Here is a 21955-nt window from a genome sequence, read left to right as displayed (position 1 = left end):
CGGTTTCGGTAACCGGGACTTCGCTGCTATAAGGCTGCGTGCGACACGGCGGGAACACGTACGAAGCGCACCGATAGCCGCGTCGCGCGCCAGGATCAGCCTCAGACGGTCAGCGTCAAGTCATCCTGGGAAAGGGTCTGTTGCAGCGTCTCGGTGAGGCGGTCGGCGGCGATCTCGGCGTAGTGCTTGGTCTTCTCGACGCCGATGAAATCGCGTCCCTCCAGCAGCGCCGCAACCCCGGTCGAGCCGGATCCGCAGGTGAAGTCGAGCACCGCGCCGCCCTGCGGAGCGATCTGCACCAGCTCCCGCATGACGGAGACGGGCTTCTGCGTGATGTGCTGGCGCGCCTTGCCGCTGGGCTGCGAAGCGCTGTAGAGGCCAGGCAGGTAGACCGGGTTGCGGGCGGCGTCGATCGGGCCGTTGGACGCCCAGACGATGAACTCGCAGTTCTGGGTGAACCGGCCCTTTTGCGGCCTGGCCTGCGGCTTGTGCCAGGCGAGCACGCCCCGCCACAGCCAGCCGGCCGCCTGCATCGCGTCCGTCGTGATCGGCAGCTGCCGCCAGTCCGTGAAGATCAACGCGGTGCCGCCGACCTTGGTGAGCCGGTGCGCCTCGGTCATGATCTGCGTCAGCCAGAACCCGTACGACCTCTGATCCATGTTCTCGCCGGTGAAGTCCGGCAGCTCGTGGCCGGCGTCGGCGGACGTGTACTTCTGCTTCGCGGACCGGGAGGTGCGCTCCTTCGCCGTCCTCCCGCCCGAGTTGTACGGCGGGTCGGTGATGACGGAGTCAACGCAGTTGTCCGGCAGCTCGGCGAGGACGCTGAGCGCGTCGCCCTGGTGCAGGGAAAAAGGCAAAGAGATACCCCAATTCGGGTCGTGTGAGATGAGGGAGAGGCACTCCAGCTCGCCTGGATGACCCCACAGGACCGAATGCGAGCGGACGGCTCCGCGGTCTGCGACGTGAGGGGGCGAGGGGAGGAGTCAAAACTGTAGGGCACGATCCCCGGTTGAGCGCTATCGCCGCCGAAATCCCCGAAATAGAGCCTTGATCAGACACGATTTCGGCAACCGGGGATCCGCCCTTACTGTTTTGGAACTGCCCGGCGGACACCGCCGATGGCACATCCCGCCCCTGCCTCGTGGAGGTATTCCCATGTCCTGGCACACCTGACCCGACGCCCCGTGCCGGTGCGAGCGGCAACTCGCAACGGCACCCGGGCCGCCCGAATTACCCACCACCCGGTCGCCGCGCCCTTTCCTCAATGACGCACGCGCCGCCGGGACTTCACCAAGGACCTCGCTGTGACATCGCTCTACCCTCCCCTGCCCGCGATCCGTCCGCCGGCCCGTGACCGCCTTCCGGGAGGCGGACCGGATTGAAGGGCATAGCCGCCGGCATCGGCGTCGTCGTCCTCTCTCCGCTCCTGCTCGCCGGCACCGCCATGATGATGGCGTCCTCCAGCGAAGCCTCGACCACCTCCTCCTTCAGCGGATGCCTGACCGGCATCGACACCGCCGAGGTGACCAAGGAAGTCACCAAGCTCCTCGACGGCGCGTCCGGCAAGGACGTCCACATCCAGGGCCTTGACCTTCCGGCCGAGCAGATCCCCAACGCGCAGACCATCGTGGCCACCGGCATCAGCCTTGACGTCCCCAAGAAGGGACAGATCATTGCGATTGCCACCGCGATGCAGGAATCACGCCTGCGCAACCTCAACTCCGGGGACCGGGACAGCCTCGGTCTCTTTCAGCAGCGCCCCAGCCAGGGGTGGGGAACCGCGCAGCAGATCCGCGATCCGATCTACGCCTCCGAGCGCTTCTACAAGGCACTGCTCAAGGTCGGCGGCTGGCAGCAGATGAAGGTCACCCAAGCCGCCCAGGTCGTCCAGAAGTCCGGCTACCCGGACGCGTACGCGCAGTGGGAGGACCTCGCCACCGCGCTGCAGAAGGCCATCGCCGCCACGTTCCCGAACGCCGACAAGGACGAGACCGCCAAGGACTCGGCCAAGGACAAGGATGCCGAGTCCACCTCCGGCGGGTGCACGCCGGACAAGGACGGCACCTCCTTCGGACGGATCCCCGAGGGCAGCGTCCCGAAGGGATACAAGATCCCCAAGGATGCCGACCCGAAGGCCCGCAAGGCCATCGAGTGGGCCATGCACCAGCTCGGCACGCTCTACCAGTGGGGTGGCTCGTGCACCGACGCCCACGGCCCCGACCCGATGGGCCGCTGCGACTGCAGCTCGCTGATGCAGCAGGCGTACGCGCACGCCGACGTCCACCTCACCCGCACCACGTACACGCAGGTGGGCGAGGGCAGGGCCGTGTCGGCGAAGAACCTCAAGCCCGGTGACCTGATCTTCAGCCGCGGCACCGCGGTCCGGCCCGAACACGTCGGCATGTACATGGGCGAGGGCCTCGTCATCGAGGCGCCGCGCACCTCGAAACCGGTCCGGATCACCCCGATCAAGGACTGGGACATTTTGGCCGTCCGCCGCATCCTCTGACGCCGCGCGCCGCCCGGACATCTCCCGGGCCACGCCCGCCGGGCCCCCTTCACGCGCCGCGAGCGCGCCCCTCCCCCTCTCTCTTTCTTCCCTTCCGCCGGCCCCTGCACGGCCCGCGCACGCAAGGAGCCCCGCCGCACCTATGCCCATACCTCTCGCAGACCGCGCCGCCGTCCTCCTCGCCTACGACCCAGGCATCTCCCCCAAGGGCGGCGGCCTGCCCGGCCTGTCCGTGCTGAAGAACGTCGTCAACAGCATCAACATGTTCGGGATCATCGCCGTCGTCGGCGCCTTGGCCGTCTCCCTCGGCGTGTGGGCCTGGGGCCACCACACTGGTGGCCACCAGGCCGAGGCCAACGGAAAGAAGGGCGCGGTCGTCGCGGCCGGCGCCGCGCTCGGCCTCGGCGCCGCGAACGGAATCGTGGCGTTCTTCTCCGGCCTGGGGTCGCAGGTCCACTGATGCCGAATCGACTCCCCTCCCTGTCCGGCTACGGCGTGACCTGGTCCGCCAACAAGCGCGTCGCGATCGTCGCCCTGGTCATCACCGCGCTGCTCGCCATCGCCGCGACCGCCGCCTGGTTCACCGGCCGCGGCAAACACCACCAGAGCGCCAACACGCCTTCGCAGAACAGCAGTTCCTCACCCTCCGAGGGCGCACCGGAGCCCGCGGCCGGGTCGGGGTCGGTGCCTAAGCCCCCGCAGATCGCCGAGCCGGTCGCCTTCGCCAAGGCCGCGGCGGCGATGCTCTGGTCGTACGACACCCGCAACACCACCCGGGACCAGCAGCTCGCCGGCATGCGCGCGTGGATGACCAAGGAGACCAAGTACACCGACTGGGCCTCGGTGTCCGGTCAGGTGCCCGATCCGCTGCTGTGGTCGCGCATGGCCGACCAGGACCAGCACGCCAGTGCCACGGTCACCGAAGGCCACTACCCCGGTGCGTTCAAGCAGGCCCTCGCCGAGGACCCTTCCGCGATCACCGAGGCGTACATCTACGTCGTCACCGTCAATGGCAAGCAGCAGATCGAGTGGAAGAAGGGCGGCGGCGGAGCCGAGGACCGCGCCGTGACCCTCGCCGTGCAGTGCCGGCCCAACCACGACTGCACTCTCGCCGCCATCGCCCCCAGCGTCACGCAGTGACCCAGCTCACCGATAGATAAGGAGGTCAACTTCCCTTGGGTTTCTGCGACTTCCCCGTAGCGGACAAGCTCTGCGCCGTCGGCGACGCCGTCGACTTCGCCTCCGATCCCGGCAAGGCGATCGGCGACTGGATGGCCAAGAGCGCCGGCGAACTCGCCGCCGCCGCAGCCGACCTGGCCGCCAAAGCGGTCGACGCCACCACCAAGGTCGACCTCAACGCCGGATGGTTCCGCGACAACTACGAGATGCTGCTGCCGATCGGCCTGGTCATCCTGGTCGGGACGTTCTGCGCACAGCTCATCCGGGCCGCCGTCAAACGCGACGGTCAGGCCCTCACCCAGGCGTTCACCGGCACCGCCTCGGGCGTGATCTTCGCGTTCGCCGCCACCGCCCTGACCACCGTCGCCATCGAAGTGGTCGACGCCCTGTCCGCCGGCCTGTTCAAGGCATCACACCTGTCCATCGAAACGGCCGTACGCCGCATCGTGAAGGTCTCCCAGATCCCCTCCTTGGCGGGCCTGGGCTGGCTGGTCGCCGTGTTCGCCGGGCTCGGTGCCGCCATCGGCGCGTTCCTCTACTGGTGCGTGATGATGGTCCGCAAGGTCGGCATCCTCGTCATGGTCACACTCGCCGTTTTCGCGGGCGCCGGCGGAGGCTGGGAGGTCGCCCGCCGCTGGCGGCGCGGCTGGATCGAGGCCACCGCCACCCTCGTCGTCAGCAAACTGCTGATGACGATCATCTTCGTGCTCGGCATCGCTGCCATGGGCAAGACCGAGGCCAAGGACGGCCTGGGCGCACTCGCCGATGTCATGGCAGGCATCGTGATCATGGTGCTCGTGCTGCTCTGCCCGTACGCCACCTTCAAATTCGTCCACTGGGCGGCCGAGGGCACGGACGGAGAATCGATTCACCGAGCCGGTGGTGCAGGCGCCCAGCTCGCCAAGCAGCACGCCGAGAAGGCCACCCGCAAGGCCGCCGCCGCGGTCGCCACCGCCGGAACGGGCGGCGCGGCAGCCGGAGCGGGCGCCGCCGGGCCCGAGGCCGCGGGCGGCGGATTCCCTGGCGACATCGCCGCCAACCCCACCGGAGGCGGCGGCCAGGAAGGCCAAGGCTCCCCAGGTTCCGGAGGCGACGGGATAAAGAACGGCCTGGAGAAGGCCGTTCAGCCACCCCGACCAGCCCCAGCGACCACACCAGCGGTCAGGTAGGCGGCGCGCCCGGAGGCGGCGGCAGTGCCGCATCCGCGCCCAGCGGCGGCAGCGGCTTCATGTCGCAGCCCGGCGCCGGCGCCTCCACGCCCCCGCCGCAGGGCGCCCCGCCGGCACCGAACTCGGCCGGAACCTCCGGCGAGACCGGCACACCGCTGCCCCCGCCCGCCGGCCTGTAGCCCCTGCCCGACTCCGGGGCGGCACGCGCCGCGCACTCCTTCGCCGCGTGCCGCCCCGGCCACCGCCCCGCGCACCCCCGGAACGGCCCTTGTCTGATCTCACCGTCACACCGCTCACCGTCAAATTCCCCCACCGGTCCCGGCGCGGCATCCTGCTCGGCCTCTCCTTGCCGCAACTCGTATTGGTCTCCTGCGCGTTGGCGCTCCTGCTTGGCACGGTGGTATCCACCGGCCTGCTCGGTGTCATCGCCTTGACACCGCTGTGGGCCGTGGTCGCCGCCCTGGTCGCCATCCGTCGGCACGGCCGCTCGCTGATCGACTGGGCGCCGATCGTCCTGCGATTCGCGCAGCGGCGCCGCACCGGACAGACCCTGTGGCTCGCCCGGCCCGTCACCCGCCCCCGCCAGGACGGCGTCCTGCACCTGCCCGGCACCGCCGCCTCGCTGCGCGTGGTCGCCCCCGGCGACTCCGCCAACGGCGCCTCCGCCATCCACGACCCGCACCACCAGACCCTGACTGCCATCGCCCGCGTCTCCAGCCGCGCCTTCGCCCTGCTGGATCCCGCGACGCAGAACCACAACGTCGCCGGGTGGGGACGGGCACTTGCCGGCATCGCCCGCACCGGTCACGTCGCCACCGTGCAGGTCCTGGAGCGCACCGTCCCCGACAGCGGCGACACCCTCGCCCGCCACTGGACCCGCCAGGGCTACCCCGAGACCCCGGTGGCCGGACAGGTCTACAGCGAACTGGTCGCCTCCGCCGGACCGGCCGCCGCCCCGCACGAGGCGTACCTGGCCATCTCCCTCGACCTCAAAGCCGCCAAGCGCCTCATCTCGCAGGCAGGCGGCGGACTTCCGGGCGCCTTCACCGTGATGGAGCAGACCACCAGCTCGATCGCGCAGGCCGCGCGCAGCGCCGGGCTGATGGTGACCGGCTGGCTCTCGGCGCGCGAGATCGCGGCCGTCATCCGCACTGCCTACGACCCGGGGGCGCTCTCCGCCCTGCAGCAGTGGTCGGAGTCCGGGCGCGCCAAAGCCGACCCGGCCGCCGCCGGCCCTGTCGTGCAGGTCGAGGAGTACGACCGGCTGGCCACCGACTCCGCCCGGCACGCCACCTACTGGGTCGAGGACTGGCCCCGCACCGAAACCTCGGCGGGCTTCCTCCACGGGCTGATGTTCACCGCCGGAGTCCGCCGCACCCTCTCCCTCATCTACGTGCCCCAGGGGCTCGAGTCCGCGATGCGCGACGTGCAGCGCAAGAAGGCGGCGATCATCGCTGACGCCAACGAGCGGTCGCGACGCGGGCAGGTCGACTCCGAAGCCGACAGCGTCGAGTACGCGGACGTCAAAACCCGCGAGCGTCAGCTGATCGCCGGGCACGCGGACGTCGCCCTGACCGGACTGCTCACCGTGAGCGCCGAAACCGACGCCCTCCTCGACGCCGCCTGCGCGCAGATCGAAACCGCCGCGGTCACCGCCCAAGTCGACCTTCGCCGCCTGAACTTCCAACAGCCCGACGCATTCACGCTCGGGGCCCTCCCGCTCGCCCGCACCGCCCTGTAGCCCCCGCACCGGCCACCCGCCGACGCGGCAGGAAGGAACCTTTCCCCTTTGACCTCTGCCATTCCCGTCGGTGACGCGTACCCGTACCTGCGGGCCGCCAGCGCCGGCATCCGCCACCACACGCGCACCCTCGCCCCGCGCGCCCCGCACCCGGCCTCGGCCACCGACCGCGCGCACCTCGACGTGCTGCATGCCCATCTGACCGCGCTGCACCAGCTGCTCGACCAGCTCGCCGAGACCACCCGGCCCCCGCATCCTGCCGCCGGCCGACAGCTCGCCACCGCCCATACCCGGCTGTGGCAAGCCACAGCGGCTGTCCACGACGCCTTCCACCTCCTGCCCGTGGCGGACGCGACCGGCACCGAATGCCACCCCGAGCGCCTCCCCGAGGGACCGCCCGTCCTGACCATCTGCCAACGCCACCTCGCCGCCAGCCACGTCGTACGCCGCAAGACCACACCGGCCGACCTCAACACCCCGGTGCCCGGCCGCACCACTACCTGCGCCCAGTAGACCCATCACCGAAAGGCCCTGCATGCGCAAGCTCAAGCGCTCCACCTCCACCGCCGTCATCGTCGCCACGCTCGCCGGCACCGCGGCCCTGGCCTCCGCCGCGCCGGCTTCCGCCGCCAGCTATCACTGCACGACCAGCAGCTACACGGTCGACGACCCGTCGTACACCGGCCCGGACTCCGACAATTGGGACTTCGACGTCCAGCTCTGCGCCAAGCGGAACGGCGGCTACATCTACACCACCGCCACGGTCTACTGGGACGGCCCCTACGCGAGCACCCAGCACACCAGCCTCACCTTCAACAAGGCGCGCTTCCACCTGCAGACCAAGAAGTCCACCGCCGGCACGGACCCGGTCGTGAAGTACGCCAACTACACGTACCTGGAACACGCCCTCGAACACAGCAGCGGCAACGGCAACGGCTCCTACAAGACGGGAACGCTCAAGACCAAGGCCAGCGGCCGGTACCAGTACCTCGCGGACGGCTACATCGAGCTGGACTGGTCCGGAGACGGCGCGGGCTACCGCAAGCCGCTTCTGTTCAGCGCCTCCCCGCGCGTCTGACCTGCGCTGTGCGTCCTGAACTCCGTCACGTGAAAGCCACCCCGTCATGAGTCACCGGCCCGCTCGCCGAGCCCGCCGCGCCAGCGCCAGCCCGCTGTTCACCCCGCACGGCACCGATCGCGCCTCCCGCAAGGCCGCCCGCCGCCAGCTCGCCGAGGCCGCCGCGAAGGCACGCACGGAAGCTGCCGCCCATACCAGCGGCACCGGCGCGGCCGAGCACGAGATGCCGGCGCCGATCTTCCCGCCGGCCGGACGCCCCGGCCCCGCTTCCTCCCATAACAACAAGATCAAGCTGCCTGCCCACCGCATGACCACCGCCACCGCGTCCGGGGCGTACCCGTTCCTCGCCGAGGGCGGCCTGGGCACCGAGGGCATCTACATCGGCCGCGACGTCCACGCGGAGGCGTCCTTCTGTTTCGATCCGTTCGCGCTGTACGGCAAGATCGAGGGCTTCACCAACCCGAACGTCCTGCTGGCCGGCGTGATCGGGCAGGGCAAGTCCGCCCTCGCCAAGAGCTTCGCGCTGCGGTCCATCGCCTTCGGCTACCGCGTATACGTCCCGTGCGACCCGAAGGGCGAATGGACGCCCGTGGCACAGGCGTTGGGCGGCACCTCCATCGCCCTCGGACCGGGACTGCCCGGCAAGCTCAACCCGCTGGACGCAGCACCGCGGCCCAACAGTGTCTCCGCGTCCGACTGGGCGGGCGAGATCCGCAAGCGCCGCCTGCTGCTGCTCGGTTCCCTGGCCCGTACCGTGCTCGGGCGGGACCTGCTGCCGATGGAGCACACCGGTCTCGACGTCGCCCTGGACGCCGTCGTCGCCCGCGCCGCCGCGAGGGGACGCACCCCGCTGCTCGGCGACATCGCCGCCACCCTCAACAACCCCGACGAACTCGACCGGGTCGGCGGCGTCATGTCCGGCCGTCTCGGCGACGCCTCCCGCGATCTCGCTCACGCCATGCGCCGCCTCGTGCACGGCGACCTCGCCGGCATGTTCGACGCCCCCAGCACCGTGGCCTTCGACCCCAACTCGCCCATGCTGACCATCGACCTGTCCCGCCTGGGCGGATCCGGCGACGACACCGCCCTCGTCCTCGCCATGACCTGCGCCTCCGCGTGGATGGAATCCGCGCTGTCCGACCCGAACGGCGGCCGGCGCTGGATCGTCTACGACGAAGCCTGGCGCCTGATGCGCCACCCCGGCCTGCTGCAGCGGATGCAGTCCCAGTGGAAGCTGAGCCGCGGCCTGGGCATCGCCAACCTCATGGTCATCCACCGGCTGTCCGACCTGCTCACCGCCGGCGACGCCGGATCGCGCGGTCGGGCACTCGCCGAGGGCCTGCTCGCCGACTGCTCCACCCGGATCATCTACCGCCAAGAGACCGACCAACTCCACGCTGCCGCAGCGCTGCTGGGGCTCACGTCGGTGGAGGCCGACGCGATCTCCCACCTCAACCGCGGCCGAGGGCTCTGGAAGGTCGCCGGGCGCAGCTTCATCGTGCAGCACCTCCTGCACCCCCACGAGCTGGCGCTCTTCGACACCGACGCCCGCATGCACTGACCCCAAGAATTCCGACCGCACCGGCTGCCACCTGCGACTTTTCAGCCCACACCAACGGGAACCCATGCCCCCAGCCCGCACCGACCTGAACGCCTTCGCCACCGACCTGGCCTTCCGCCTGCCGGGTAGCTGGAACAGCGAATACCACCACCACGCCGCCTATAAAGACCAGTTCCCCATCGCCGAACAGCTCTGGGACCTCGGTCATGTCGACTGGGTGGTCAGCGAGTTCGTCCTCACCCACGACGCCGTCCTCCACGGCCCCGGCGGCTGACGCCTCTACGTCACCGACCGTCCGCTGCACCCTCACCAGTTCGTCGTAGCCCCACTCGAACCAAACGACGCCCGCGTCAAGCCCCACCACTTCGTCGGCGTCGCCGAGCCGAACGGCATCGCCGTCCCCAACGATCCCGTACGCGCCGCCACCCGAATCGCCCGCCGGCTCCTTCCCCGCTACGAGCGAGCGCTGCAAGCCGTACGCCGAAACGCGGCCGAGCAGCCCGAGCCCCCGCACCGGCCGACTCCGCCGCAGGTTGCCCAAGTGGTGACGCTGACCTGGTACGACGACGGAGCCCTCGGAGCGCCGTACGGGAGCGTGCCGGAGCAGGCGCGGATGACGCTGTACGCACACGGATTCCAGTACCACCCACACCAGGCAGCCTTCCTGCTGCCCGCTGCGTACGGCGAAGACGGCCATGCTCTGCGAATTCCGGCAGTCGCCCGCCGACTCGCCGAGCAGGGCATCGGGGTGAACCTGCACCACGCCGCACCGACCACGACCGCCGTGCTGCCGCCCTCGCTGCCCACGGCCGTCCACAGCGATCACCGCTGACCGCGCCCTAGCCCTCGCCCTCGCCCTCGCCCGGATGACGGTCTACCTCACCGCCTGGAAGGTGCACACTGCGCTACCTCGGAACTCCCTCGGGGCCTGACATACGGGCCGCGATGAGCGCGGGGCGCATCGGCTGTATGACCACCCCCGCGCAAGGCAGCCGCATCCCCGAAGGCGCCCTGTATGCCTGCGACAACTCCAAGTTCGGCAGCGACGGCAAGGGCCGCTACTGGCCCGGCGCTGAAGCGTGGTTCGCCTGGCTGACGCGAACCATCGAGAGGTACGGGCCGGATCGCTGTCTGTGGGCGCTCGCCCCGGACCAGCCGTTCGACGCCGCCGGCACCCTCACCGAGTCGCTGCCGTGGCTGGCCCGCATCCGAGAGCTGGGCGTCCCCGCGGCCTTCGCGGCACAGGACGGATGCGATAAACCCGGGCTGCTGCCCTGGGACAGCCTCGACGTCCTCTTCCTGGCCGGATCGACCGAGTGGAAACTCGGCACGGTGGCCGAACGGCTGGCCCGCGAGGCGAAGGCCCGCGGCAAGGGCGTGCACATGGGCCGTGTCAACTCCCGGTCCCGTCTGGGGATCGCCGAGTGGTTCGGCTGCGACAGCGCCGACGGCACCTACCTCGCGTACGGGCCCGACAAGAACCTTCCCAAGCTCCTCAAATGGCTCGACGAACTCGACGGCAACCCCTTTCTCCTCGGCGGCTCGCACCCCTTCGGCGCCCCCGACGCGGTGCCGAGCACCTCACCCCCGCGCGAAGCCCCCCGTCGCCGCGTACCACCAGGTCAAGCGGCTGCCACGAGAGCACAGATGTCCCCGCTCACGGGGTCACACGCTCCTGCCGTACCGCCGGCCGGCCGTCCAGGCCCCCGAACTCGCTGACTGCGCCGTCACCCGCCGCACACGATCAGGAGTCCATCTGCCCTTCCATTACGACCCGGTCAGCCAGCTGCACTCGCTGGCCGAGCGTATCCACAACGCGGCCGACGAGCTGCCGCTCACCGACTCCGTGTACTCCGGCGTCGACAACCTCGATGACCTCGACGACAGCACTCGCGACATCGCCGGACTGATCACCCACCTCACCACCGCGGCAGCCTTCGCCGCGCGCACCGTGCACCGCGGTCGCAACCCGGAAGCCGACATCACCCGCCGCCAGGTCACCCGGCTCACGCTCACGGTGGGCGCCCTGGGGCACGCCATGGCCGACCTCGCCAAAGCCGTCGCCCACGCCGGCGTCCTCCACCAGCTCGGCTCTCTTCCCCGCTCCCCGCAGCGCACCACGGCCATCGAGTCCGAGCGCTCCCAGCTGTACGCCCGGATCGACAGCACACGCCGTCAGCTGAACCAGGCCGGCGGCCGGCTCCATCAGGAGGCCGACCGGCTCACCGCTCCGCCGACGCCGAACCGCAGCCCCCGCGCGACCAGCGCCACCCCCGTCACCCCTCCCAGCTCTGCTACCTCCCGCCGCCGCTGATCCTTTCCCCACCCAGATCCTGGAGAACACCCATCCACACCGCCCGCCGCGCCCTTCCCCTGCTCGCCTGTGCCGCGCTGCTCACCGTGGCCGCCACCGCCTGCAGCAGCGACGACGCCCCGTCCGCGAAGAACAACCCCGCTACGCCCGCCGCGCCGAAGCCGGTGGCCGCGCTCAGTGACGCGCAGGCCCGCGCCGTCATCACCAACTACTCGAAGATCAACAACGAGGCCAACGCGCAGCGCGACCGGACCCTGCTCGACACCGTCGAGGACGGCCCGCTGTATGCGATGTCCGTCTCCGACTACACCGAGACCGAGGGCCTGCCCAAGGCCGACCGCAAGCCGTACAAGCCGTGGTCGTACGACACCTCCAGCGCCAAGCTGTACATCCCGCGCTTCACCACAGGCCAGGACCGCTGGTTCGCCGCCGCGCTCTCCGGCGAGAAGGGCAAGGACCCGGGCCGCATCGCCGTCTTCGCCGAGCAGCCGAAGAACAAGCGCTGGGAGCTGGTCTCCGTCGTCGACCTCGACAGCAAGACACTGCCGGACATCGCACTCGACAAGAACGGCTACGCCACCGCGGTCGCCGCCACCGGCAACAACCAGCTCGCGGCCGACGCCAACCTGCTGCGCACCGCAGTGATCGACAACTTCGCGACCGGCGGAAGGAACACCGGCACCAAGGTCTTCGACCCGACCAAGGCCAGCCAGCAGCAGATCAAGGTCCACGACGAAACCACCCGCAAGTTCGGGAAGTTGGGCACCACCGTCTTCTCCGAGGGCACCAACCGTTTCACGGACGCCTACGCGCTGAAGACCAGCGACGGCGGCGCACTGGTGCTCTTCGCCCACACCCACACGCAGACCGACGCCGTCGCGCACTCCGGGCTCCAGATCAACCCCGACAAGGACGACAACGCCTGGCTGCACGGCATCCCCCGCACGTCGGTGACGTACACGTTCGTCTGCGCAGACGCAGCCACCGTGCCCGCGAAGGCTGCCCCGTCCCGACTGATCGGCTACACGTGCGCCCGCACCGACGCCTCCGGTCCGCCCGTCGGCTCCGCGCCGACGGACCGCGCGTAGCCGACCGGAGGAGTCCCTTGTCCCTGCCACACCCCGACTTCGAGCTGTACGACAACGTCGGCCGCACCGCCGAGCAAATCATGGCCCATCGGGACGATCGGCCGACCGCCGACGACCTGCATCGCTGGGCCGCCTACGACGCACGGGAGTTCAGCACCTCGCTCCCCGACGACGAGGCTGGTCAGAGCATCATCGACTGGACCCGTCAGCTCTACCGGGTACGCACAGCAGCCGAGTTGAACACCGTTGCGCAGGCCGTCCTCGGCGACGGACGCAGTGGCCTCGGCGAGCTGCACACGTTCCTGGAGACCGCGGCCGAATGGTGCGAGCACAACCATGAACCAGGCATCGCAGCGCGCTACCGCCAGCACGCCGAGGAGCTGTCAGCACTCGGTGATCAACTCGCCTACTTGAGCGAGGACCACCTGGCCAGCACCTACCGGCGCACGAACCGGTCAGCATCCGCGCAGCCCCCGCGGGCCGTACCGGCGGCTCCTGTCGCACCGCTTGCGCCCGCGCGCCGATCCGCCCGCTGACCCCGCCCACGACAGGAAGTCCCTCTGTCCACTCGTTCTGTCATCGCCCGTCCCACCGGCACCGGCTATGCCGGCACGTACGTCCACTGGGACGGCTACCCCAGCCATCACCTGCCCCTGCTGCTCGCCGCACATCAGCATCGCTTCGCCGGGGACACCGACGCCCTGACCGCGTACCTCATCGAAGAGGCGCCGGAGGGCTGGTCCTTCCTCGGCACCGACCTCCTGGACGGCGCACCCGATGCGCTGCGCGAGCACCTGTCCGGCGGACGCAACGAACCCGGCCGACGGTACCCGGCCCACCCGACCTTGCCCCCGCTCCTCTACACCGAGCGAACTGCGTCCCGCCTGAGCTGGGGCTACGTCCTGCACCCGGCGGGTATCGAAGTGATCAGCGCGCCCGGAGCGGCACGCGGTCCGGTCGTCGCCTGGGGCACTGACCCCCGCGCGCGGTTCCGCGACACCACCAGCCTCTGGGCGCCCGACCGGCCGATCCCGGCCACCACCCCGCCGAAGACCATCGCGCGCGCGGCGACGCCCGGACCCACGCCGTCGCCCATCGCGGCAGCGCCGACGCGTCCCCGCGCGCACTGACCGCCCCATTTCAGGAGACCGACCTGTCCACCCGCTCTGTCATTGCCCGCCCCACCGCCGACGGATACGCCGGCATGTACGTCCACTTCGACGGTTACCCGACAGCAAACTCCCGCTGCTGTTGGCTGCCTACCAGCACCGGTTCGCCGGCGACCTGGAGGCCATGGCCCGCCACTTGATCGACGACGTGGAACACAGCTGGGACGAGCTGGGCACCGACCTCCTCGACGGCGCTCCCCCCGCTCTGCGCCGCTCCCTGACCGGGGGCGATGAGTACCCCAGCCGTCAGATGACCAACGTGGTCTGCGCGGACGGCAGTCCGGCCGAGCGTGAGCTGATCACGCAGGACGGCACCGACGATCTGGAGTGGGCGTACGTCCTGCACCCGCACGGCATCGAGGTGATCGCCCTGCAGGCGTACGAACGCGGTCCCGTCGTCGCGTGGGACACCGATCCACGCTGCCGAATCGCCGCCAGTTCGGGTGCGTGGCACCCGGACTCCCGGGCCCCGATCGTTGCGCCGCGCGCCACCCCGCGTCTGTCCACGGCCGCGTCCGCATCGGCGCCCGCGCCCCGCAAGGCCGCTCGCCGCTAGCCCCGGCCATCCCGCACCGTCCCCGACCGCCGCACCGCCCGGAGAACCCGCTGTCCCCGCACTCCCACCCGAAGATCACCGTGGTCATCGCCACCCAACTCCGCCCGGACCGCCTCGCGTTCCTCACGGCCATGCACGCCAGCCTCTGCCGTCAGAGCGTGCCGTGGGAGGCCGTCGTCGCCCTCGACGGCGCCGACCCCGCCCGGCTGCCCGCCGCTCTCGCCGCCGACTCCCGAGTCCGCGCCCTCGTCCTGCCGCGCCCGGTGGGTGCGGCGTGCGCCCGGAACTTCGCGCTCACGGAAGTTCGGACCGAGTACCTGAACTGGGCCGATGATGACGATGAGTTCACCGACTGGGCCATGGCGCTGCGGCTGCGCACCCTGGAGGAAACCGGGGTGGGCTGGTGCGCCGGATACAGCCAGGACCTCCACCCTGACGGGGCCACGACCCTGTGGCGGCCCCCGACTCCGCCGGGCCGGCACGAGGCCGGGGACGTGTGGCGGTATTGGAAGGACCCCGCTGACACCATCCCGCTCGGCCCGACCACCATCCTCGCCCGTACCGACCTGGTGCGTGCGGCTCCCATGGGCGGGCTCGTCCAGGGCGAGGACTACTGCACGCTCGCGGTCACCTGCCTCGCCCCGGGCATCGTGCTGCCCGTGCCGGTCTACCGGTACCGCAAGCACGCCGGGCAGATGACAGCGCAGGACTCGTACGACCAGCTGGAGGCGAGGGCGCGGGCCTTTGCCCATCGATTTGGTGTCAACCTGCGCGCCGCATCCTCGTCGCTACGCGATGCCGCCTCTGCCGCCGCGTAGTTGAGACGGCCCGCTCACCCCCCGCCCCACTCCTACCTACCGAAGGCACCTATGCCCGACACCCCCGCTCAGGACCGCCCCCGGGAGAAGGTCCTCATCTCTCCCCGCTACTTGGCCGCCAGTCTCCCCACCACCCACCACGACTTCTTGGACGTCTTCGCCGAGGAGACAGGGTGGAGCACGCAGACGGACAACTCGTCGTTGACCGTTACCAGTCCTTGCCGGCGCGTCACCATCCGCCACGACCAGACGGCCGTTGGACGAGGCCCCCACATGGTGATCTCGGCCCGTAGCGACGAGGACGCGTCCGAGCGATGGCACACGAGCGTCAGCGGCGCCGTGCCGATCAAGTTTGTCTCCACACTCCTGGGCACCCTGGCAGCTGAACTGGACGCCGACCCGGATCACGTCGTCTACGGCATCGGCGCAGAACCGGGCCAGTTCGAGCTGCTGGTCGACATCGACGCCTGGAGCCACTTCGACGCCTCCGGACTCTCCGGATTCATCTCACGCGACGGGCAGGCCGCCGTGATCGGCCGCCCGCCGGACTCGACGGCGCCTCCCATCCACGGCGACGCATCCATCGCCTGGCACGTAGCCGCCTCCCCGGACGACCTCGGTCACCTGTGGGACATCTCCTTCACACAGCAGGCGCCCGACTTCCTCATGCATGCGGTCGTCGCCAAGACCCTCGATCCCCAGCCCATCCTGCGCTCCACGGCCTTCCCGTTCCCCAAAGCCGTCGTGCCCCTGGTGACCATCAAGCACATCCCGTCGCCTCGGCCTCCCGCGGCACGGCCATCGCCCGCCGAACCAGCGCGCAGCCCTGAGCCCAAGCGCGCCCCGAAGACCCGCTGAGCCCCGTCCGTCTGGACGAGGGTGCCCGCGGGCTCGACTCACCAGGACCTTGATGCCCACCCCCTCCACCGAGATCACCCTCAGCACCAGCCGGACGCTGGGACTCGTCGCCGTCGCCTCCGGCGAGAACTACCCCCAGGCCAACCAGGTCCTCGAAGCATCCAGGTTCAGCCGCCTGTCCAACGGCGCGTACACCGCCTCACTGGCCGACGCGCAGGCCGCCCGGCGTACCGCCAGCGCTCTGGTGCACCGCGCCCACGAATACGGCGCCACCCTGGTCACCAGCTCTCGGCCGTACCTCGGCGACATCGGCATCGAGATCGCCGCCCGGCTGCCCGGCACCTGGGGCGCCGAGCTGGAGATCTACGCCCACCCGCTGTGGCAGGAAGACCTCTGGTACGGGCTCTGGGAAGCCGGCGAGATCCACCAAGCCCTCGAAGACCACCGCATCCCGTTCGCGTCCGTACTGAAGAACGGCACCGGCACCGAGCTACTGCTGATCGAACGCCCCGGCCACCGCAGCGGCTACCTCCTCGGCGCGCTCACCGACCACGAGAAGGAAGACGTCCGTGAAGATCCGGCCACGCCGGGCAGCATGGTGCTGCCCGCCGACCCGGGCCTCGCCGCACATGCCGTGACCCACACGTTCCTGCCCACCTACCGTCGCGCCCTGCACCACCGGGACCTGAACACCGTCCTGTCGGCGCTGGAACGTATCCGGGAAGAACACCAGATCTTGAAGGCAATCAAGGACTCCGGCCGGTACAGCGACGCAGTGCCGCTCGGCGACTCCCGCTTGATCGCCGGAATGGAACGGGGCTTCGCAGACCACGCCTGGCTGGAGTTCCGTCACGTGCTCGAACACGCGCCGCTTCTCCTCTCGCGCTGCCGTCCCGCCGCCACCGCCTGGCCCGACGACGGTGCAGCGCTGACCCGGCTTCGCGAGGCACACGCCCACAGTCAGGACACGTGGGACGAGTGGAACGGCCTGCGGCACGAGCTGTACTCGATTCCCCGGACGCTGCCGGCCCACGAGTGGAGCCAGGTCCGCGGGCAGATGGGCCTCGCCGTCCTCCCAGCCATCGAGACCTGGCTCGCCGACAGCGAGGCGTTCGAGCGTCAGGTCCGCGCGGCCGTGCCGGGCGGGCCGGCGGCTCTGTCCGCGCCCAGCCCACGGCTGCTCACCGCCCGCCCCGCGCCGCGGCAGCGCACCGCTGACCATTCCAGAAAGGATTCCTCTCTCCTGTCCGACCACTTCCGCTTCGGCGCCCACCCCGACTACGGATTCGTGGCCGCCGCCACAGCCAACATCCCCGCACACCTCGCCAACTGGTTCCTCGTGCGCGAGCAGTTCGAGCCCGTGCCCGGCACTCCGGGCCTGTACCGGCTCACCAACCCCGAGCAGGACGGGATCCGCCGTACCCGCCAGGCCGTTCACGACCTTCGACGTCACGGCTATGAAGTCCACGCCGACTACAGCCTCGACCCCGGCCGCAGCGCCTCTCCGCCCCGGCTGGCCGTGCGCAACGGGCTGATGGAGCGTCGCAACGGCATCGCGCAGGCAGCCGCTACCCGCTCCCCGCAGCAACGCGGCGCCCCGACCACCGCGCTCCCTGAGTTTCTGCCCCAGCCCGGCGCCGTACCGGTGGGCGGCCATACCCAGGCAGTCGGGAAGGGGCGGAGCCGATGAGCAACGAGCCGATCCGCATCACCCGCGGCCAGGGCGGCGAAGTCGACGTCGAGGGCCCGGTCGACGGCTTCGCCGCAAGCGTCCTCAAACGCGCCGGGTTCGACACCTACCCCACCTTGCACGGCGTCTGGATCCGGCTGCCGTTCGACCTGGGCCGCACCTGGGAGAACGAGCACGCCACGTGGGCCGCCGAGATGCTCGCCGCCGCCCGCTACAGCGTCGACCTCGACCCTGACCTGCGCGCCGTCCCGCCCGCTGCGTCCGCATCGGCGCCACGCCGCACGAAGACCGCCATGACCACACAGTCCGCACCCGCCGGCACCCCGCGGCGGCAACGGCGCTGACCCGCCGTTTCAGGCGCCACACGCCGCCGGGGTCGGCATCGCCGCATGCCGGCCCGTGCCGCGCGTGGCTGAGCCCCACAATCCGTCCGCACGATCAGCGCATACCTGCCCATAACCCCTGAACTGCCTGTCACCGCAAGGAGATCACTAAGAGCATGGCTGTTGTTGGTACACCCGGCTATCAGAACGTGCGGAAAGACGAGTCAGGTAGCTGCGGGGCGGTGAGGCCCGCCCTGGAGCATGTCGGCAGTCATTGCCCATCGTTCGTGGTCCAGCCACGCACCGTTGACGTGCTGAAAGCTCCGGGCCCGCCTCGCCTTCGCCCAACACTCCACCACTTTCCCGCCACCACCGATAGGAGATCCGCCTTGCCCGAAGCACCAGCAGAGCCGTTCATGACGATCCGGCACACCATCACCGGCGAGATCACCACCACCGGCTACAACGCCGCCGCCCGGCGGATCCTGCTCCAGGCCGGCTTCGAAGAGACGCCAGGCTGCGCCTGCCGAGCGACGGAACCCCGTACGGAGCGGACGCACGGGCCTGCTCGGCAGCCAGCGAGCTGCTCGTCGCCGGCCACCCCCTGCGCCTGGACCGAGCCCTCGGTCGACCGGTGAGCGCCAACGGAACGCCCCGGTTGGCCCGGTCACCGACGTCGGCACAGTCCGTGATCCGCTCCGGGAGCGGCCAGCCCCTCCAGCGCATCGCCAACCCCGCCCGCACCCACACCTGTTGAAGGACCCTCATTGACCACACCCGGACCGCCTACCAGCCCAGCGCGCACCAAGGGCGGCGAACTACGGGCCAAGGTCGCCCGACTACTGGCCGACCGGCCGGCGGACACGCTCACCATCGGGGACATGGCCAGGCAGCTCGGTCACTCCCACGGCGCCGTCCGCAACGCCGCCCTCACCCTGGTGCGACGCGGCGAGGCCGACCAAAGCGGAACCGGACAACCGGAGTTCCGCGCGAACGCGAAAACCGCCGCAGCCGCGCAGACCGCGGTGATCAGCCCACCGGGCACCCACTCACCCCGCACCCAGCCGACCACGACCCGCACCACAACTCCCGCAGCAACCACGCCGCGGCAGACCGGTCCGATCCGCCGCGCGGGGGGCCAGCTCTACCACCCCCGTGAGCTGGCCGATCTGCCCGACGTCGAGGCGTTGAATCGCTTGCGCGACGCCGACGTGCCGGTGCTGCTCTACGGCCCTCCGGGCACCGGCAAGACGAGTCTGGTCGAGGCGGCGTTCCCGGACCTGCTCACCGTCGCCGGTGACGGCGACACCACGGTCGGCGACTTGATCGGCGAGTACACACAAGCCGACAGCGGAGGCTACGTCTTCCAGTACGGTCCGCTGGTCACCGCGATGACCGAGGGCCGCGCCCTGCTGATCGACGATGCCACCTTGATCTCACCGAAGGTCCTGGCGGCGCTGTATCCCGCGATGGACGGGCGCAGGCAGATCCAGGTCAAGGCCCACAAGGGCGAGACCATCAAGGCCGAGCCGGGCTTCTACGTGGTGGCGGGCCACAATCCCGGCGTCCACGGGGCGGTGCTGACGGAGGCGCTCGCGAGCCGGTTCAGCGTGCAGATCCAGATCGGCACGGACTATGACCTCGCCCTGGCCTTGAGGATCGATGCCCGGGTGGTCCGGGTCGCCCGACACCTCTCCCGCCAAGTCGATCTCGGCGAGCTGGGCTGGGCCCCCCAACTGCGGGAACTGCTCAGCTACCAGAAGACCGAGGCCGTCCTGGGCACCAAGGCCGCGCTCGCGAACCTGGTCGGCATCGCTCCTGTGGAGGATCGCGACGCCGTCGCCGCCGCCGTCATCAAGGCTGTCGGCGTGAGGGAGGTCGCGCCCCTCACCCTCGGCAAGCAGCTCCCCGCCTCGGCCGTCCGGCAGCCCCCGGGCAGCACCGGCTCCGCGCACCGGGGCCGCTCGCGATGAGCGCCCACCACCACGTCCAGTCCCCCGCCACCACGCCGGACGACGACGCCGACCTCGCGCGATGGGACGACGACGGCGCCCCGCCCGCGCAGCCCCGTTCCTCCCCGGACGCGTGGCTGCGCGTGGGAGCCGAACTCGGCGATCGGCTGGTGGCCCTCTCCGGCCGCCAGGACCTCCTCGTCACCTGTCGCCCCGGCACGCGCAGCGGCGCACCGGCCGCCTTCTTCCCCACGCTGGGCGAAGTCGAGTTCGACGCCGGCCTGTTCGCCCCGCTCCAGCCCCACGAGATCCATCCGCGGATCGTGGGCGACGAGGAGCGGTATCCCGCCGCCTGGGGAGTGTTCGTCCACGAGGCCGCGCACGCGGCCCACTCCGTCTGGACACAGCCTGCCGGAGCGAACCCCCGGGTCGTCGAGGCCGCGCTCCTGCTGGAGGAGAGCCGCGTCGAAGGCGCACACCTGATCACGCGGCCCACGGACCGCACGTACCTGCGCACCAGCGCCCGCACCCTGGTCATGCCCGACATCGCCCACCCCACCCTTAAGGGCATCGAGCAGGCCGCCGCCGTGGCGGCCCTGATCCTCGGCCGCCGGGACGTCGGCATCCTGGACGCCGGCGAGACCCGGGCCGTCGCCGATCTGTGCGAAAAGGTGCTGGGCGCGCCCCTGTTGGCCACACTCACCCGCATCTGGACCGCAGCCCACCAGTGCGCCGACCACGACGCCACGACCATGCTCGCGCACGCCCAGGAATGGTGCGACGCCCTGGACACCGCGGCCCCCGCCCTGCCCGTGCCGGAGAACCTCACCGATCTGCTGTCCGGCGCCGTGGGGGTCGTCATGGACAGCACGGCCGCCACCGACGCCGCCGACCTCGCAGCACAGGCCGCAGCGACCAACGCCATGGCCGCCAAGTCCAAGACGCAGGCACAGGACCGCGCCCAGCGGGCCGCCCAGCGACGCAAAGCCGCCGCCACCGCCAAGTCGGTCTTCAACACCCGAGGCACCACCGTCACCCCCGACGGCACACCGGCGCCCCACGGCAACCCAGTCACCGGCACCCGCAGGCCCACCGCCGCCGAGCAGAGTGCCGCCGCGCGCCTGAGCCGCGCCCTGCGCGCCGCCGCCTACCGCGAGCGGACCGAGGAGCGGACCACCAGCCCCACCCCGCCCGGCCGCCTCAACATGCGCGCGGCCCTCGCCCGCGACGCTCAACGCGCGGCCGGGTTCATCCCCACCGCACAACCGTTCACCCACACCCGCCGCCGCAACTCCCCCACCCCACCGCTGCGTGTGGGTATCGCCGTCGACGTCTCCGGCTCCATGCGTGCCGCCTGCGCGCCCGTCGCGTCCGCTGCCTGGATCGTGGCACGCGCAGCAGCCCTCACCGACCCCGACTCCCTCACCGCCACCATCGCCTACGACAGGCACCTGACCGCACTGACCCGACCCACCCACCGAGCACCAGAGCGCGTGACGACGTTCGATGCCAACGGCGGCCACCACAACCTCGGCGACGCCATCGACGCACTCGACCACGGCCTCGAACTCAGCCGCCCCGGCACCGGCCGCCTCCTCGTGATCGTCACCGACGCCCGGTACAGCAGCGACGAAACCGCTCAAGCCGTCACCCGCGTCAAGCAGCTCACGACCGCTGGCTGCGCCGTACTCCAGCTCACCCTCACCGCAAAGTCCCACCACTTGCCGGGGACCACCTTGCTGCACCTGCCCCAGCCCTCCAGCGCTCCCGCCGCCATCGCCACAGCGGCCACAGACGCCATCCGCAGGACACGCTGAGACGACGCAGAAGGCGGAAGCGCCCGAGACCACCGCCAAGCACTCCAGACCACCTCCGTCCGCCGCATAAATCGTGCATCTGATGCACGACCCTCCACAACGACGCAGGCCACCACCCCAACCGCCAACGAAA

23 protein-coding genes and 1 pseudogene are annotated in these 21955 nt (G+C 70.7%); 23 read left to right on the top strand and 1 reads right to left on the bottom strand.

From position 1 onward, the window contains the following. Nucleotides 1-101: 101 nt before the first annotated feature. A complete protein-coding gene (locus BN159_RS38040; RefSeq protein WP_015662379.1) occupies nt 102-857 on the bottom strand; it encodes a DNA-methyltransferase in 756 nt (251 codons plus the stop codon). 521 nt (nt 858-1378) lie between these two features. Here BN159_RS38040 and BN159_RS38035 point away from each other — a divergent pair. The 23 genes and pseudogenes from BN159_RS38035 (at nt 1379) to BN159_RS37930 (ending at nt 21822) form a co-directional block, all read left to right on the top strand. Further along, a complete protein-coding gene (locus tag BN159_RS38035) occupies nt 1379-2509 on the top strand; it encodes a C40 family peptidase (protein ID WP_015662378.1) in 1131 nt (376 codons plus the stop codon). 142 nt (nt 2510-2651) lie between these two features. Then, nucleotides 2652-2969 (top strand): DUF6112 family protein, encoded by a 318-nt coding sequence (locus tag BN159_RS38030; RefSeq protein WP_015662377.1) that lies wholly within the window; start codon nt 2652-2654, stop codon nt 2967-2969. Then, nucleotides 2969-3649, top strand: coding sequence for a hypothetical protein (locus BN159_RS38025; RefSeq protein WP_015662376.1), 681 nt, complete (start codon nt 2969-2971; stop codon nt 3647-3649). The genes BN159_RS38030 and BN159_RS38025 overlap by 1 nt, the downstream gene beginning before the upstream one ends. Nucleotides 3650-3684: 35 nt before the next feature. Continuing rightward, nucleotides 3685-5036, top strand: a pseudogene (locus BN159_RS38020) (SCO6881 family protein). Nucleotides 5037-5125: 89 nt separating this feature from the next. Further along, nucleotides 5126-6598: an SCO6880 family protein gene (locus tag BN159_RS38015; RefSeq protein WP_015662373.1), complete on the top strand. Its 1473-nt coding sequence runs from the start codon at nt 5126-5128 to the stop codon at nt 6596-6598. Nucleotides 6599-6646: 48 nt separating this feature from the next. Beyond that, the gene (locus BN159_RS38010; protein ID WP_015662372.1) at nt 6647-7111 is read left to right on the top strand and encodes a DUF6238 family protein; all 465 of its coding nucleotides are present in this window, start codon (nt 6647-6649) and stop codon (nt 7109-7111) included. Nucleotides 7112-7133: 22 nt separating this feature from the next. After that, nucleotides 7134-7676 carry a hypothetical protein gene (locus tag BN159_RS38005; protein ID WP_015662371.1) on the top strand — a complete coding sequence of 181 codons (543 nt, stop codon included), beginning with the start codon at nt 7134-7136 and terminating at the stop codon, nt 7674-7676. A gap of 46 nt (nt 7677-7722) precedes the next feature. Further along, complete coding sequence (locus BN159_RS38000) at nt 7723-9237, top strand: ATP/GTP-binding protein (protein WP_015662370.1); 1515 nt, start codon at nt 7723-7725, stop codon at nt 9235-9237. A gap of 64 nt (nt 9238-9301) precedes the next feature. Continuing rightward, nucleotides 9302-9511 carry a hypothetical protein gene (locus BN159_RS47260; RefSeq protein WP_015662369.1) on the top strand — a complete coding sequence of 70 codons (210 nt, stop codon included), beginning with the start codon at nt 9302-9304 and terminating at the stop codon, nt 9509-9511. Between the two features lie 267 nt (nt 9512-9778). Further along, on the top strand, nt 9779-10069 hold the full coding sequence (locus BN159_RS47255) for a hypothetical protein (RefSeq protein ID WP_015662368.1): 291 nt from the start codon (nt 9779-9781) through the stop codon (nt 10067-10069). Nucleotides 10070-10206: 137 nt separating this feature from the next. Then, nucleotides 10207-10956 carry a hypothetical protein gene (locus BN159_RS37990; RefSeq protein WP_041820432.1) on the top strand — a complete coding sequence of 250 codons (750 nt, stop codon included), beginning with the start codon at nt 10207-10209 and terminating at the stop codon, nt 10954-10956. 127 nt (nt 10957-11083) lie between these two features. Continuing rightward, complete coding sequence (locus BN159_RS37985) at nt 11084-11551, top strand: hypothetical protein (RefSeq protein WP_015662366.1); 468 nt, start codon at nt 11084-11086, stop codon at nt 11549-11551. A gap of 86 nt (nt 11552-11637) precedes the next feature. Beyond that, a complete protein-coding gene (locus BN159_RS37980) occupies nt 11638-12639 on the top strand; it encodes a hypothetical protein (protein WP_015662365.1) in 1002 nt (333 codons plus the stop codon). Nucleotides 12640-12656: 17 nt separating this feature from the next. Then, nucleotides 12657-13175, top strand: coding sequence for a hypothetical protein (locus BN159_RS37975; RefSeq protein ID WP_015662364.1), 519 nt, complete (start codon nt 12657-12659; stop codon nt 13173-13175). Nucleotides 13176-13484: 309 nt separating this feature from the next. Next, on the top strand, nt 13485-13769 hold the full coding sequence (locus BN159_RS44410) for a hypothetical protein (RefSeq protein ID WP_051113591.1): 285 nt from the start codon (nt 13485-13487) through the stop codon (nt 13767-13769). Between the two features lie 121 nt (nt 13770-13890). Continuing rightward, nucleotides 13891-14364 carry a hypothetical protein gene (locus tag BN159_RS37965; protein ID WP_015662363.1) on the top strand — a complete coding sequence of 158 codons (474 nt, stop codon included), beginning with the start codon at nt 13891-13893 and terminating at the stop codon, nt 14362-14364. Between the two features lie 80 nt (nt 14365-14444). Then, entirely contained in the window at nt 14445-15182 is a 738-nt protein-coding gene (locus tag BN159_RS37960) for a glycosyltransferase (RefSeq protein ID WP_015662362.1), read from the top strand. 51 nt (nt 15183-15233) lie between these two features. Further along, nucleotides 15234-16040 carry a DUF317 domain-containing protein gene (locus BN159_RS37955; RefSeq protein ID WP_015662361.1) on the top strand — a complete coding sequence of 269 codons (807 nt, stop codon included), beginning with the start codon at nt 15234-15236 and terminating at the stop codon, nt 16038-16040. 52 nt (nt 16041-16092) lie between these two features. Beyond that, nucleotides 16093-17730: a hypothetical protein gene (locus BN159_RS47600; RefSeq protein WP_015662360.1), complete on the top strand. Its 1638-nt coding sequence runs from the start codon at nt 16093-16095 to the stop codon at nt 17728-17730. Continuing rightward, on the top strand, nt 17727-18074 hold the full coding sequence (locus tag BN159_RS37945) for a hypothetical protein (protein WP_015662359.1): 348 nt from the start codon (nt 17727-17729) through the stop codon (nt 18072-18074). The genes BN159_RS47600 and BN159_RS37945 overlap by 4 nt, the downstream gene beginning before the upstream one ends. 395 nt (nt 18075-18469) lie before the next feature. After that, entirely contained in the window at nt 18470-18691 is a 222-nt protein-coding gene (locus BN159_RS37940) for a hypothetical protein (RefSeq protein WP_015662358.1), read from the top strand. 129 nt (nt 18692-18820) lie between these two features. Further along, nucleotides 18821-20026 carry an AAA family ATPase gene (locus BN159_RS37935; RefSeq protein WP_015662357.1) on the top strand — a complete coding sequence of 402 codons (1206 nt, stop codon included), beginning with the start codon at nt 18821-18823 and terminating at the stop codon, nt 20024-20026. Continuing rightward, the gene (locus tag BN159_RS37930) at nt 20023-21822 is read left to right on the top strand and encodes a hypothetical protein (RefSeq protein WP_015662356.1); all 1800 of its coding nucleotides are present in this window, start codon (nt 20023-20025) and stop codon (nt 21820-21822) included. The genes BN159_RS37935 and BN159_RS37930 overlap by 4 nt, the downstream gene beginning before the upstream one ends. Nucleotides 21823-21955: the final 133 nt, after the last annotated feature.

The sequence above is a fragment of the Streptomyces davaonensis JCM 4913 genome, from assembly GCF_000349325.1.
Lineage (GTDB): Bacteria > Actinomycetota > Actinomycetes > Streptomycetales > Streptomycetaceae > Streptomyces > Streptomyces davaonensis.
Note: the sequence above shows the minus strand (reverse complement) of the source record. Positions and strands in the feature narration are given on the sequence as shown.